The sequence below is a fragment of the Burkholderia contaminans genome, from assembly GCF_029633825.1.
GTDB classification, from domain to species: domain Bacteria; phylum Pseudomonadota; class Gammaproteobacteria; order Burkholderiales; family Burkholderiaceae; genus Burkholderia; species Burkholderia contaminans.
On record NZ_CP090642.1, the window covers coordinates 1,153,707 to 1,168,215 of the forward strand.

The window sequence follows — 14,509 nt, forward strand, 5'->3', positions numbered from 1 at the left end:
GGCTTTCGATATTCTTCTTGATTGTTTGACCGTGCAAACGGCGTCGAAAAATAATCCGGCATGCCTAACCAGTTGATCGTGCCGCTTCGAACCGCGCCGGTCGCACCCTCATGACGTCCGACGCCCCTCATTCCGCCGCAGCGCTACCCGCCCTCCCGTTTCGCCTGAGCGTGCTCGACAAGAGCCCCGTCGCACCGGGCGAAACCGCCGTGGAGGCACTCGCGCGCAGCGTGTCGCTCGCGCGCTTCGCCGACGATGCGGGCTATCACCGCTACTGGCTCGCCGAGCATCACAACACGGCCGCGCTCGCATGCCCGTCGCCGGAAATCCTGATCGCGCATGTGCTCGCACACACGCGGCGAATTCGTGTCGGATCGGGCGGCGTGATGCTGCAGCACTACAGCCCGTACAAGATCGCGGAGAACTTCAACCTGCTCGCGTCACTTGCGCCCGATCGCGTCGATCTCGGCATCGGCAAGGCGCCGGGCGGGCTGCCGTTGTCGACGCGCGCGCTGCAGGCCGGCTACGACCCGGCGCAACGCGCGTCGTTCGCCGAACTCGCAGCCGAGCTGAAGCGCCATCTCGACGGCAGCGGCACGCCGCCGGACGACGCGGGGCACACGGACGCCACGCTGCACGCGACACCGTTTCCGCCCGTGGCCGCCCAACCGTTCCTGCTCGGCGCGAGCGCCGAAAGCGCCGCGCTGGCCGCCCAGCTCGGCTGGGCGTTCGTCTATGCGTCGCACCTCAACGCATCCACCGCCGATCTGGAACGGAGCTTCGACGCATACCGCCACGCATCGGGCGGCCGCACGCCGCTGCTCGCCGTATCCGTGATCGTCGCAGCCACGCGCGAAGCGGCCGCGCGACTCGCGAGCGGGCATCAGGGCTTTCGCGTGCAAGTGGGCGACACGCCGGCGGTCAACGTCGGCAGTCTCGAACAGGCACACGCGTACATCCGCCAGGCGGGGGACGGGCCGCATCGGATCGACGCGCGCGAGACGCGGATCGTGCACGGCACGCGCGACGACGTGCTGCGCGAACTCGACACGCTGCATCGCCGCCACGGGATCGCGGAATTCGTCGTCGACACACCGCTTGCCGATGCAGCGCCGAGGATTGCGTCGCTGCGGCTTCTGGCCGGTGCGTCGGCGGACAGCGGCGACCCCGCGGCGTCACGACGCGCGACCGAAGAAACGCCACGGACACCGCACACCGCCGCCGTCACCCGTCAACCCGACCTCGAAGGCGCCGCACGATGACCGATACGATCCGCATTGCCGGCGCCGACGACGTGCCGGCCCTTTATGCGTTGCTGCAGGACGCGTATGCGCCGCTCGTGCCGCAGGGCGTGCTCTTCAACATCGTTCGCTCGCCGATCGAGCACGTCGCGCAGACCGTTGCGCGCGAAACGACCTTCGTGCTCGAACGCGCCGGCGCCGACGGCCGCCGCGCGCCTGCCGCGACGCTGACCGTGCGGTTCCCGTGGGTGTCCGGCGAGCGCCACCGCACGCCGTATCCGTTCCTGCACTGGTTCGCGGTGGCGCCCGCGTTCAAGCGGCAGGGACTCGGCCTCGCACTGCTCGACCACGTCGAAGCACAATTCCTGACCGAACAGGTCAAGGCGCCCGCGACCTATCTCGCGACCGCCACCAATCATCCGTGGCTGCAGCCGTACTACGAGCGGCAAGGCTATGTCGCGTTCGACCATTCGACGAACACGCTCGGCACGCCGCTCGTCTGGCTGAGAAAGATCCTGATCCCGGATCTCTACCGGGAACCGCCGGCGGCGGATGCCGCCCAGGGCGCCGGGCGTGTTCGCGCGAGCGCATGACGTTCCACGCGCTCCGTTTCGACACGCCTCTCGCACCGCGCTTCGTCGTGCCCCGTTCCACCCGCCATGCCACTTGTAAAGGATTGCCCCGCATGACCTTCGCTTTTCCGGATTTCACGCTCCGCGCGTCGCGCCGCACGGCATCGGCCGCGCTGCTGTTCGCCCTCGCCTTGCCGCCCGCGGCGTTCGCCCAGGGCACGCCCGTCACGGGCGGCACGCTGACCTGGGGCGTCGAATCCGAGCCGCGCACGCTGAATCCGCAATTGAACGGCCAGGACAAGGTCGAGCTGCTGCTGCGCAACGTGTATGAGAGCCTGCTCGCGCGCAAGCCGGACGGCAGCTTCGTGCCGTGGCTCGCGACCGGCTACAAGGTGTCGCCCGACGGCAAGACCTACACGTTCACGCTGCGCGACGGCGTGAAGTTCAGCGACGGCGCGCCGCTCGACGCGCAGGCCGTCGCGCGCAACTTCCTGAACGCACGCAATCCGGCGTATTCGGGCGGCAGCCAGCTCGCGGCGCAGATCCTGCACGTCGCGGACGTGAAGACGCCGGACGCGCGCACGGTCGTGATCACGCTCGACGCGCCGTATGCGCCATTCCTGACCTTCGCCGGCCGGTTCGCGCTGCTGTCGCCGAACGCGTTCGACCGGCCGAGCGTGAAAGCGGGCGGCACCGACGTCGCCGGCACCGGCCCGTTCATCCTGCGCCGCTACGTGAAGGGGCAGGAAATCGAATTCGCGAAGAATCCCGACTATCGCTGGGCGCCGCCGACGGCGGGCCATCAAGGCCCGGCCTACCTCGACCGGATCGTCTACCGGTTCCTGCCGGAATCGTCGGTGCGCACCGGCGCGCTGCTGTCCGGCCAGGTCGACGTGATCGAGGGCGTATCCGGCAACGACGCGGCATTGATCCGCAAGAACCCGGACTTCACCTACCAGCACGCGCTGAACACCGGCACGCCGTACTCGCTGTTCCTGAACGTCGGCTACGGCCCCACGCAGGACGTGAAGGTGCGCCGCGCGCTGCTCGAAGGGCTCGACACGACCGGCATCGTGCAGTCGATCTATCGCGGCGAGCGGACGCGCGCATGGGGCATCACGTCGCCGATCGACCCGCTCTACGACGCACGCATCGAGAAGACCTACGGCAACAATCCGAAGCTTGCCAACCAGTTGCTCGACGAGGCCGGCTGGAGCGCACGCGACAGCGGCGGCTACCGCACGAAGAACGGCGAACGGCTGACGATCGCGGTGATCCAGGCGCAGGCGACCGTGCGCGACCAGCGCGACGTGCTGCTGCAGGCGCTGCAGGCGCAGGCGCGGCAGCGGCTCGGCGTCGACCTGAAGATCCAGTACGTCGACGACGGCACGTACGTCGAGGCGCGCAAGACCGGCAAGTTCGGCTCGATCGCGAACTCGAACACGCCGCCGGACGGCATCGACATCGAAGGCCATTACCTGCCCGTCGATCGCGGCGGCGCGCTGAACTACAGCCGCGCGGCGGCGCCGGAACTGACGCGCTGGCTGCAGGCGGCCGCGCGCACGCAGAACGTCGCGGAGCGCAAGACGCTGTACGGCGAGCTGCAGCGCTTCGCGATCAACGAGCAGGCGTACGCGGTGCCGCTGTACGAACCGGAGGACCAGATCGCCGCCGCGAAGGCCGTCCAGGGCCTGCGCTTCCGCCCGTTCGCGCAGATGCCCGAGAACCCGTACGACGTGTGGGTGAAAAAGTAAGCGAGCAAGCTACACCGGTCCGTCGCACGCGGCACCGGCAGGAGAAGCCGAGCATGAACCATCCGAGCGCCGTACCTGTTTCCGCTCATGACGCCGCGGCGCCCACGCCCGCCGCGCCGCCCGCATCGCCACCGGCCGCGTGGCGCCGCGTGCTGCGCTCGCCGGTGGCGACGCGGCTCGCCACCGGCGTACTGGTGCTGTGGGCCGCGATCACGCTGTCGTTCGCGGCCGTGCACGTCGCGCCCGGCGACATCGTCAGCATCCTGATCGGCGAGCAGCTGAGCACACCGCAGATCGAAGCCGCGATCCGCCGGGAATGGGGGCTCGACGAGCCGCTGCCGCTGCAATACCTGCACTACCTGTGGCGGGTGCTGCACGGCGACTTCGGCCGCTCCTACATCCTGAACACCGACGTCGCGCCGCTCGTGATCGGCCAGCTGTGGCCGACGCTGAAACTCACGGGCGCGGCGCTCGTCGTGACGCTCGTGTTCGCGGTCGGCCTCGCGGTGCTGACGGCCGGCCGCCGCTGGGCCGGGCGGGCGGCGTCCGGCGTCGAGCTGCTGCTCGCGTCGACGCCGTCGTTCTGGCTCGGGATCATGCTGCTGTTCGTGTTCAGCTTCACGCTGAAGCTGTTCCCGGTCGCCGGCGATCGGGGCTTCGCGTCGCTCGTGCTGCCGGCGCTGTCGCTCGGGCTCGCGCAGGGCGCGGTGATCGGCCGCGTGCTGCGCCAGGGCATCGAGCGCGCGCTCGACGAGCCGTATGCGCTGACCGTGCGCTCGTGGGGCATCGGCGAGCTCGCGCTGCGCGTGCGGCATGCGCTGCGCCACGCGGCGCTGCCGGCCGTCACGCTCGCCGGCTGGCTCGTCGGCGGGCTGCTGAGCGGCGCGGTGATCACCGAGCAGGTGTTCGGCCGGCCCGGCCTCGGCAAGATCACCGTCGACGCGGTGCTGTCGAAGGACATGCCGGTGATCCTCGCGATCGCGATCCTGTCGGCGGCGATCTATGTCGCGCTCAGCACCGCCGTCGACCTGCTTTATCTGCTGATCGACCCCCGCCTGCGCGACCGCCGCGCGCGGCATTGAACCGGAGATACCGATGTCCACGCCCCTCGACCTGCCGTGGCGCCCGCGCGCGCCGCTCGGCGCGGCCGGCTGGCTGCGCCGCCATCCGGGCCTCGCGCTTGCGGCCGTCTACCTGCTGCTGAACGCAGTCGCGGTGATCGCCCCCGGCTGGCTCACTCGCTACGACCCGCTGGCCGCCGATCCACTGGCCGCGCAGCTCGGCAGCAGTGCCGAACACTGGCTCGGCACCGACCAGCTCGGCCGCGACATCTTCTCGCGGGTCGTCTACGGCGCCCGCTACTCGCTGTCGATCAGCGCGGCGTCGATCGCGGTCGCGACGCTGTTCGGCACCGCGCTCGGGCTGTTCGCGGGGCTCGCGCGCGGCTGGCTCGACGAACTGATCTCGCGCTTTCTCGATGTGGTGTCGGCGTTCCCCGACCTGCTGCTCGCGCTGATGCTGATCTCGTTTACCGGCCCGGGCGCCACGAACCTCGTATTCGCGCTCGGTGTCGCGTCGGTGCCGCGTTTCGCGCGCGTGGTGCGCGCGCAGACCTTCGTCGTCGCCGGCTCCGGCTACGTCGAGCAGGCGCGCACGCTCGGCCTCGCGCCGGCGGTGCTGGTGTGGCGCCACGTGCTGCCGCACGCGATCGCGCAGGTGCCGGTGCTCGCGACCGTCGGGCTCGGCACCGCGATCATCGGCGCGTCGGGTCTGAGCTTCCTCGGCATGGGGCCGCAGCCGCCCGCCGCCGAGTGGGGGCTGATGCTCGCCGAGGGCCGCAACTACCTGTACAACGCGTGGTGGATCGCGGTCTGGCCCGGCCTCGCGATCACCGCGGCCGTCGTCGCCGTGAACGCGCTCGGCGGCTACTGGCAGGCTCGCTTCGAACGCCGGGAGACGACATGACGACCCACGCACCGGCACCGCACGCCACGCCGCTCGTCCACGTCGAACGCCTGACGATCGGGTTTCGCGGCCCGCGCGGCACGCGCCCCGTCGTCGGGCCGCTCGACCTCGTCGTCCATGCCGGCGAATGCGTCGCGCTCGTCGGCGAGTCGGGTTCCGGCAAGTCGGTCACCGCACGCAGCCTCGTCGGGCTGAACGGCCCGCACGCCGTGGTGGACGCCGAACGCCTCGAGATCGCCGGCGCCGATGCGCGGCGCCATCGCGAACGCGACTGGCGCGCCATTCGCGGCCGCCGGATCGGCTACGTGCTGCAGGACGCGCTCGTGTCGCTCGATCCGCTGTGGCGCGTGCGCGATCTCGTCGCCGAGGCGCTGCACGATACGCGGCGGCGCGACGTGCACGCGCGCAGCGCCGACCTGCTGCGCTCGGTCGGCATCGACGAGCCCGAACGGCGCTTGCCGCAGTATCCGCACCAGCTGTCCGGCGGCTTGCGGCAGCGCGTGCTGATCGGCACCGCGCTCGCCGGCGGCGCATCGCTGCTGATCGCCGACGAGCCGACCACGGCGCTCGACATGACCGTGCAGCGGCAGATCCTGTCGCTGCTGCGCGCGCGCCGCGAGGCCGGCGATGCGCTGCTGCTGATCAGCCACGATCTCGCGGTCGTCGCCGAACTCGCCGATCGCGTGCTCGTGATGCGGGCCGGCCAGGTCGTCGAGCAGGGGCCGGCGCGCGACGTGCTGACCGCGCCCGCGCATCCGTATACGCGCCAGTTGCTCGCCGCGATTCCGACGCCCGCATCGCGCGGGTTCCGGCTCGCGATGGATCCGCAGGCCGACGCCGCAGCCGCAGCCGCAGGCCCGGCCGCGCGCATCCCGCTGCCGCCCAAGCGAATCGAGGCCCGCGAGAAAGTGCTCGCCGTCGACGCGGTGACGAAGCGCTACGGCAGCCACGACGCGCCTGTCGCGGTGGACGGCGTGTCGTTCGCGCTGGCGCGCGGCGAGACGCTCGGCATCGTCGGCGAATCCGGTTCCGGAAAATCGACGATCGCGCGGATCGTGCTCGGCCTGACCGAGCCGGACAGCGGTACCGTCGCGCTCGACGGCGAACCGTGGAGCGGCGTGCCCGAAGCCGCACGGCGCGCCCGCCGCGCGCGGCTGCAACTGATCGCGCAGGACCCGTACAGTTCGTTCGATCCGCGCTATTCGGTTGGCCAGATCATCGGCGAGAGTCTCGATGCGATCGGCGTGCGCGGCGATGCGCGCCGCCGCCGCGTGCTGCAGCTGCTCGACGAAGTGCGGCTCGGCGCCGGCTGCATCGACCGCTATCCACGCGAATTGTCGGGCGGCCAGCGGCAGCGCGTCGCGATCGCGCGCGCATTCGCGCCGAACCCGGCGCTGCTCGTCGCGGACGAACCCGTCAGCGCGCTCGACGTGTCGATCCAGGCGCAGGTGCTCGACCTGCTCGCCGACCTGCAGGCCGAGCACGGCACCGCGATGCTGTTCATTTCGCACGATCTCGGCGTCGTGCATCACGTCGCCGACCGGATTCTCGTGATGCGGCGCGGCCGCGTGGTCGAAAGCGGCCCGGTCGGCACGGTGTTCGCCGCGCCGTCGCATCCGTACACCGCGTCGCTGCTCGACGCGCTGCCCACGCTGCCCACGCTGCCCTCGCTGCCCTCGCTGCCCGCTGCGCGCCCGTCACCCGCGCGCGCCGCGGTCGCATGACATCCGCCCCTCTTTCGTTCCTTCCCGTCATGAGCCAACCGACTTCCGCTTCATCCCGCCCGATCCATCTCGGCGCCATCATCCAGGGCGCATCCGGCAACATGTCCGCGTGGCGGCATCCGGATGCGGTCGCCGACGCGAGCATCAACGTGACCTTCGTGCGCGAGCTCGCGCGGCAGGCCGAAGCCGCGAAGTTCGACCTGCTGTTCGTCGCCGACGGCCTGCACATCAACGCGAAATCGATCCCGCACTTCCTGAACCGCTTCGAGCCGCTCACGCTGCTGTCGGCACTCGCGCTCGTCACCGAGCGGATCGGGCTGGTCGGCACGCTGTCGACGTCGTACAGCGATCCGTTCACCGTCGCGCGGCAGTTCTCGAGCCTCGACCACCTGAGCGACGGCCGCGCCGGCTGGAACGTCGTCACGTCGCCGCTCGAAGGCTCGGCGAAGAATTTCTCGCGCGACAAACATCCGGAGCACGCGCTGCGCTACCGGATCGCATCGGAATTCCTCACCGTGACGAAGGGGCTGTGGGACTCGTGGGAAGACGACGCGTTCGTGCGCGACAAGGCGAGCGGCGTGTTCTTCGATCCGGACAAGCTGCACACGCTGAATCACGCCGGCGAATTCTTCTCGGTCGCCGGGCCGCTGAACATCGGCCGCTCGCGACAGGGGCGCCCGATCCTGTTCCAGGCCGGCGCGTCGGACGACGGCAAGGGGGTCGCGGTCGAGCATGCCGATGCGATCTACACGCGCCAGGAGACGATCCCGCTCGCGCAGGCGTTCTATGCGGACGTGCAGAAGCGGCTCGCGGCGCGCGGTCGCGCACCCGACAGCCTGAAGGTGTTCCAGGGCACGAGCGTGATCGTCGCGGCATCGGCCGCCGACGCGGAGGCGCAGTATCAGGACACGGCGCGGCTCGTGACGATCGACAACGCGCTCGACTATCTCGGCCGCTACTTCGATCACCACGACTTCACGCAATACGCGCTCGACGCGCCGTTCCCGGATCTCGGCGAGCTCGGCGGCAACCAGTTCCGCAGCACCACCGACACGATCAAGCGCGACGCGGCCGAGCGCGGCCTGACGCTGCGCGAGGTCGCGCTCGAGGCAGCCACGCCGCGCCCCGCGTTCGCCGGCACGCCCGAGCAGGTTGCGGACGGGTTGCAGGCGTGGGTCGATGCGCGCGCCACCGACGGCTTCATCGTGCGCGGCGGCACGCCGACGGCGTTCACCGAGTTCGCGACGAAGGTCGTGCCGATCCTGCAGGAACGTGGCGTCTACCGGCGCGATTACGAAGGCGCGACGCTACGCGAGCATCTCGGGCTCGCGTACCCGGTCAATCGCCACGCGCAAGCGGCCTGAATGCCGGCCGCACGGGGCGGGCGCATCGGGCAGCCGCCTGCCCGACCCGCCCCGGCGATCGGCTTCGGGCAACGACGTCGAATGGCAGCAGCAGCCCCCTGCCTACACCCTCCCCGCCAGATGAAACCGTGACGCCGGATGCCACAGCTGCACCGACGTCGCGACCTGCCCGCCGACCCACGTGCGCCGCCGCAGCAGCAGGCACGGTTCGCCGATTTCCATCACGAGGTGCCGGCGCACCTGCGCATCGGGCTTCTGCGCGTAGATGCGGAATTCCGCACGCTGGATCGGCGCGAGCCGCACCATGTAGTGGTTCGGCGTCTCGACCGTGAAATCCTGCTCGAGATACGCGGGAAACAGCGCCGGATTGACGTAGCGATCCTCGAACTGGATCGGCTCGCCCTCCTCGCAATGCACGATGCGCGAATGAAACACCGGCCCCGTGCGCAGCCCGAGCGCTTCGATCGCTTCGGGATCGTCGCTGCTTTCGAGCGTCATCACGCGCGCACTGTGCCGATGGCCGCGCTCGGCGATCTCGTCCGCGATGTTGCGGATCTCGAGCACCGTCGATTCGTAATGACGGCGCTCGACAAAGGTGCCTGCGCCCTGGATGCGGGTCAGCACGCGCTCGGCAGTCAGCTCGCGCAGCGCGCGCGACACGGTCATCCGCGCCACGCCGAACTCCTTGACCAGTTCGGCCTCGGTCGGAATCGCGCCGCCGGGCTTCCAGTCGCCGTTGGCGATCCGCTCGACCACGTAGCGCTTGATCTGCTGGTAGGCCGGCAGCGCGCGCGCCGGCACGTCGTCGCCCGGTACGGCCTCCGGCCGGGCCGCCGTGTATCGTTCCGCTTCGTTCATGCGCCCTCGATCGAATGAAGATGGGATGACCTGCCGGCCGCCGCAGCGCCGCTGCGTCACACCAGCGACGGCGGTACGCCCGCGACGATGGCGGCCGCGCTCGCGATGTCGTCGGCGAGCGGCCGGTCGTCGTGGTACGCCGGCACGCGTTCGCGCACGTAACGCCGCAGCGCGTCGGTCGGCGCCGCCCGCGATGCTTCGTTTTCCTGCAGATCGTACGCCTGCGCGGCGGCCAGCAACTCGATCGCGAGCACACGCGTGGTGTTCTCGATGATGTCGAGTGCCTTCAGCGCAGCCGGCGTCGCGTGGCACAGGTGATCCTCCTGCAGGCCCGACGTGATGCCGCCGTCGAGGCTCGCGGGCGCGGCGAGCCGCTGGTTCTGCGCCACCAGCGCGACCGCCGTGTACTGCGCGATCATGAACCCGGAACACGTGCCGCCCGGCGCCGCGAGAAAGGCCGGCAGCCCGCTCACGAGCGGATTGACGAGCCGGTCGAGCCGCCGCTCGGCAATCGCCGCGACCTGCGCCATCGCGGCCGCGAGGCTGTCCATCGCGAGCGCGATGCCCGCGCCGACCGCATGCGCCTGCGAATGCACGGTCGGCGCGTCGCGCGTGCCCGCGACGATCGGATTGTCGGTCACGGACGCGAGCTCGCGGTCGACGACTTCCGCCGTGACCGCCAGCACGTCGCGCGCCGCGCCGTGCACGTGCGGAATCGTGCGCAGGCTGAGCGGATCCTGCGTATGCCGCCCGTTCGCCGCGGCGAGCATCGCGCTGTCGGCGAGCATCGCGCGCAGGCGCGCGCCGACGTGCCCGATGCCGGGCGAAATGCGCAACGCCAGCGAGGCCGGATCGAACGCGGCGAGCTGGCCGCCGAGATTCTCGAAACTCGTCGCCGCGATCCAGTCGGCCCAGTCGAGCAGCCGCTCCGCGCGGGCGAGCGCGAGCGCGGCGAGCCCCGTCACGCACGGCGTGCCGTTGACCAGGCTCAGCCCCTCCTTCGCACCGAGCGCCAGCGGCTCGCGGCCGATGCGGCGCAGCGCTTCGTCACCGCGCACGCGTTCGCCGCGATGACGCGCGTGGCCGTGCCCGATGCAGACGAGCGCGACGTGCGCCATGTGGGTCAGGTAGCCGACCGACCCGTGCGCCGGCACTTCCGGCAGGCAATCGTGTTCGAGCAGCGCGACCAGCTGGTCGACGATGTCGGCCCGCACGCCGGAATGCCCGTGCGCGTAGTTGTTGATCGCGGCCGCGATGATCGCGCGCGTTTCCGCCGCGCCGAGCGGCGCGCCCACGCCGACCGCGTGGCTCATCAGGATGTTGCGCGACAGCGTACCCTGCTGCGCGGGCGAGACGATCACGTCGCACAGCGCACCGACGCCCGTGTTGACGCCATACGCGCGAATGCCGCGCGCGACGATCGCGTCGACGAGTTCGCGCGCCGCGACGACACGCCCGCGCGACTCGTCGGTCAACGCGAGCGGCGCGCCGGCCGCCACCGCCGCAATCTGCCGCCAGTCGAGCGGCCGGGCCGAACGGAATACCGTCATGGCAGCCTCAGTTCGCGGCGCGGTCATGATGGCTCGACACGAACTGGCGGAAGCGTTCGGAGCACTGGCCGCCGAACAGTTCGCCGGGCGTGCCGTCCGCATCGACCTCGCCCTGATGCAGGAACATCACGCGGTTCGACACGTGCCGCGCGAAGCCCATTTCGTGCGTGACGACCAGCATCGTGCGCCCTTCCTCCGCGAGCGAACGCATCACGCGCAGCACCTCGCCGACCAGCTCGGGGTCGAGCGCCGACGTCGGTTCGTCGAACAGCATCACCTTCGGATGCATCGCGAGCGCCCGCGCGATCGCGACCCGCTGCTGCTGGCCGCCCGACAGATGGGCCGGATAGTAGCCGCGCTTGTCCGCGAGGCCGACGCGCGCGAGCAGCGCCTCGGCCTCCTCGACCGCCTCCGCGCGACTGCGCTTCTGCACGCGCAGCGGCCCTTCGACGAGATTGTCGAGCACGGTCATGTGCGACCACAGGTTGAAGTTCTGGAACACCATCCCGAGCTGCGAGCGGATGCGGTCGACCTGGCGCCGGTCGCCCGGATGCAGCTTGCCGTCGCGCGCGCGCTTCATCTTCAGTTCCTCGCCGGCGAGCGCAACCGAGCCGTCGTCGGGCGTTTCGAGCAGGTTCAGGCAGCGCAGGAAGGTACTCTTGCCCGATCCGCTCGCACCGAGGATCGAGATGACGTCGCCTTCGTGCGCATCGAGCGAAATGCCCTTCAGCACGTGGTGATCGCCGAACGACTTGTGGATGTTCCTGACCGACAGGGCGACGGGAGCAGCGGTGTTCATCGATTTCTCCGGGAAGGAAGGACGCGGTCAGGATGCGACACGTCGCGCATTGCGGGCGTCGGCCGCGGGTGCGCCGGACGGCTTCGGCGCGCGCAGGTGGCCCGACAGCCGCCATTCGAGCGCGCCGAGCAGGCGGACGACGATGAAGTTCAGGCCCAGGTAGATGAGGGCCGCACACACAAACACCTCGGTCGTCCGGTAGGTTTGCTGAATGATCTGCTGCGCGACGCCCGTCACCTCCCACACGGTCACGAGGCTGGCGAGCGCGGTGGACTTCACCAGCAGCACGGCTTCGGTCGAATACGCGGGCAGGCACTGGCGCAGCGCGATCGGGCCGATCACGCGGCGCAGCAGCGCGAAGCCCGACAGGCCGATCGAATAGCCGGCCTCGATCTGCCCGACCGGCACGGCCATCAGCCCGCCGCGCAGGATCTCGGCCGTGTAGCCGGCCGTACAGAGCGCGAGCGACAGCACCGCGCACACGTACGGCTCGCGCAGCAGCGGCCACATGAAGCTCTCGCGGATCACGCCGAACTGGCCGAGCCCGTAGTACACGAGAAACATCTGGATCAGCAGCGGCGAGCCGCGAAACACGAGGATGTAGGCACGCGCGAAGCGGTTCGGCAGCCAGCGCGGCGACACGCGCATCGTGACGATCACGAGCGACAGCAGGCCGCCGAGCACGAGCGACGCGAAGAACAGCCCGAGCGTGGTCGGTACCGCCGCGAGCAGCTGGCGCAGCGTGTCGAACAGGAAGTCGAAATCGAGTGACATGTGCGCTCCGTCAGTTGCGTGCGAAGTTGCGGCGGAACGACCGGCCGACGATTGCTTCGGCCCGGTTGAACACGCGGTTCGACAGCCCCGTCATGACCAGGTAGAGCGCGCCGCCCGCGACGAAGAACACGAAATACTGGTGGGTCGAATTCGCCGCGATCTGGCTCGTGCGCAGCAGCTCGGCAAGCCCGGTGACCGAGATCAGCGCCGAATCCTTCAGGCTCAGCTGCCACACGTTGCCGATGCCCGGCAACGCGAAGCGCAGCACCTGCGGAATCAGGATGCGGCGCAGGACCATGCTGCGCGGCATGCCGATCGAGCGCGCCGCTTCGAGCTCGCCCTTCGACACCGCGAGCACGGCCGCGCGATACACCTCGGCCTGGTACGCGCCGGAAATCATCCCCACCGCGAGCGCGCCGATCACGAACGGCGGCACGCCGATGAAGCCTTCCGCGCCAAACCACTGGCCCACGGCCGTGACGAGCGTCGAGCCGCCGAAATAGAACAGGTAGATGACGAGCAGTTCGGGCACGCCGCGAAACACCGTCGTATACAGGTCGCCGAGCAGGCGGGCGCTGCGATAGCGCGACAGCTTCGCGGCCGCGATGCCCGCGCCGATCACGGCGCCGACCGCGAGCGCGGCAAGCGTCAGCGCAACCGTCATCAGCGCGGCGAGCAGCAGCACGCCGCCCCAGCCTTCGGTTCCGAAGCCCAGCATTTCAAGGATCGCCATGCGTGCCTCCCGGCAAGCGTTGATAGGATCGGCGGGATGCGCGCCGCCGCGCGCGGCTCATGCCGCTTGCGCGGCGGCGGCCGGACGTGCGCTTACGGCGTGACGTCGGTCTTGAACCACTTGTCGGCGAGCTTCTTCACGGTGCCGTCCGCGAGCGCGGCGCCGATCGCCGTATCGAACTTCGTCTTCAGGTCGGCATCCTGCTTGCGGAACGCGAGCCCTTCACCCGGCCCCCAGATCGGGCCGCCGAGCTTCGGGCCCGCGAGCACGATCGATGCGGTGTCCTTCTTCGTGTTGTTCGCCGCGTAGTACGTGACATCGTCGAACGACGCGTCGATGCGGCCGGCGACGAGGTCGAGATCGCGCTCGGGCGAGGTCTTGTACACGCGGATCGACGCGATGTCCTTGAAGCTGTCGTTGATGAACTTCGTGTAGACGGTGCCCGACTGGATGCCGATCGTCTTGCCCTTCAGCTGCTTGCGCAGCGCGTCGACGGTCGATTTGTCGGCATTCGCGTCGCCCGACAGCTTGACGATCGGCGCGCCCGGCGCCGCCTTCGGCAGGATCTTCGTATCGGTGACGGCGAAGGTCGCGGGCGTCGCAGCATACGGACGCGAGAAAAGCAGGATCTTCTCGCGCTCCGGCGTGATCGAGATCGCATCCATCAGGACATCGAACTTGCCGGCCTGAAGCCCCGGAATCATCCCATCCCAGTCCTGCGCGACCATGTTGCACTGCACCTTGATACGCTCGCACACGTTGGCGAGCAGCTCGGGCTCGAAACCGCCGAGCTTGCCGCCCGGCAGCGTGAGGTTCCACGGCGCGTAGCCGCCTTCGAGCGCCACCGTCACCGTCTTCCATTCCTTCGCCTGCACCGGCGCGGAAAGCGTGGCCGCTGCCGCTGCGATGATGCCGATCGTCCTGACTGCCCACTTGATGCGCTTGCCGTTCACGAGATTTCTCCTTGTGTTGAAGATCGTCATCCCTTCGGTCATGCAAGCGGCCTCAGGAATTTGTCTATACAAGCATGCAAGAAGAAAAACCGACCGACAAGCGTTGATCAAAAAAAACCGGGTAAACGCGGGAAATCCCCTAATTCAGGGGCTCTGGCGCGCCTCGCGGTGGTGATCGGCGGCACGAACATGGTGCATTTCATCCGATCTTTCGGTCAGGAT

General features: G+C 69.7%; 13 protein-coding genes. 7 read left to right on the forward strand and 6 right to left on the reverse strand.

Features of this window, described 5'->3' with window-relative positions:
* The first annotated feature begins 110 nt into the window (after positions 1 to 110).
* The 7 genes from LXE91_RS37265 (at position 111) to LXE91_RS37295 (ending at position 8,620) form a co-directional block, all read left to right on the forward strand.
* Positions 111 to 1,262 (forward strand): MsnO8 family LLM class oxidoreductase, encoded by a 1,152-nt coding sequence (locus LXE91_RS37265; RefSeq protein WP_039353342.1) that lies wholly within the window; start codon positions 111 to 113, stop codon positions 1,260 to 1,262.
* Positions 1,259 to 1,834, forward strand: coding sequence for a GNAT family N-acetyltransferase (locus tag LXE91_RS37270; RefSeq protein WP_039353345.1), 576 nt, complete (start codon positions 1,259 to 1,261; stop codon positions 1,832 to 1,834). Before LXE91_RS37265 ends, LXE91_RS37270 begins: the two co-directional genes overlap by 4 nt.
* A gap of 92 nt (positions 1,835 to 1,926) precedes the next feature.
* On the forward strand, positions 1,927 to 3,567 hold the full coding sequence (locus tag LXE91_RS37275) for an ABC transporter substrate-binding protein (protein WP_039353349.1): 1,641 nt from the start codon (positions 1,927 to 1,929) through the stop codon (positions 3,565 to 3,567).
* A 53-nt stretch (positions 3,568 to 3,620) separates the two neighbouring features.
* Complete coding sequence (locus LXE91_RS37280) at positions 3,621 to 4,649, forward strand: ABC transporter permease (RefSeq protein WP_039353352.1); 1,029 nt, start codon at positions 3,621 to 3,623, stop codon at positions 4,647 to 4,649.
* A 13-nt stretch (positions 4,650 to 4,662) separates the two neighbouring features.
* Positions 4,663 to 5,532, forward strand: a complete 870-nt coding sequence (locus LXE91_RS37285; protein ID WP_046196878.1) for an ABC transporter permease — start codon at positions 4,663 to 4,665, stop codon at positions 5,530 to 5,532.
* Positions 5,529 to 7,256, forward strand: a complete 1,728-nt coding sequence (locus tag LXE91_RS37290) for a dipeptide ABC transporter ATP-binding protein (RefSeq protein WP_046196877.1) — start codon at positions 5,529 to 5,531, stop codon at positions 7,254 to 7,256. Before LXE91_RS37285 ends, LXE91_RS37290 begins: the two co-directional genes overlap by 4 nt.
* Before the next feature lie 29 nt (positions 7,257 to 7,285).
* Positions 7,286 to 8,620 (forward strand): LLM class flavin-dependent oxidoreductase, encoded by a 1,335-nt coding sequence (locus tag LXE91_RS37295; RefSeq protein ID WP_039353356.1) that lies wholly within the window; start codon positions 7,286 to 7,288, stop codon positions 8,618 to 8,620.
* 102 nt (positions 8,621 to 8,722) lie between these two features.
* Here the strand turns inward: LXE91_RS37295 and hutC are convergent, their stop codons facing one another.
* From hutC to LXE91_RS37325, 6 genes are all read right to left on the reverse strand, one after another.
* Entirely contained in the window at positions 8,723 to 9,478 is a 756-nt protein-coding gene (gene hutC / locus LXE91_RS37300) for a histidine utilization repressor (protein ID WP_039353358.1), read from the reverse strand.
* A 56-nt stretch (positions 9,479 to 9,534) separates the two neighbouring features.
* Positions 9,535 to 11,028, reverse strand: coding sequence for an aromatic amino acid ammonia-lyase (locus LXE91_RS37305; RefSeq protein ID WP_039353360.1), 1,494 nt, complete (start codon positions 11,026 to 11,028; stop codon positions 9,535 to 9,537).
* 7 nt (positions 11,029 to 11,035) lie between these two features.
* Entirely contained in the window at positions 11,036 to 11,827 is a 792-nt protein-coding gene (locus tag LXE91_RS37310) for an ABC transporter ATP-binding protein (RefSeq protein ID WP_039353363.1), read from the reverse strand.
* 27 nt (positions 11,828 to 11,854) lie between these two features.
* The gene (locus LXE91_RS37315; RefSeq protein ID WP_039353366.1) at positions 11,855 to 12,601 is read right to left on the reverse strand and encodes an ABC transporter permease; all 747 of its coding nucleotides are present in this window, start codon (positions 12,599 to 12,601) and stop codon (positions 11,855 to 11,857) included.
* Positions 12,602 to 12,611: 10 nt separating this feature from the next.
* Entirely contained in the window at positions 12,612 to 13,334 is a 723-nt protein-coding gene (locus LXE91_RS37320) for an ABC transporter permease (protein WP_039353368.1), read from the reverse strand.
* 92 nt (positions 13,335 to 13,426) lie between these two features.
* Positions 13,427 to 14,287 (reverse strand): transporter substrate-binding domain-containing protein, encoded by an 861-nt coding sequence (locus LXE91_RS37325; RefSeq protein ID WP_039353370.1) that lies wholly within the window; start codon positions 14,285 to 14,287, stop codon positions 13,427 to 13,429.
* Positions 14,288 to 14,509 lie beyond the last annotated feature (222 nt).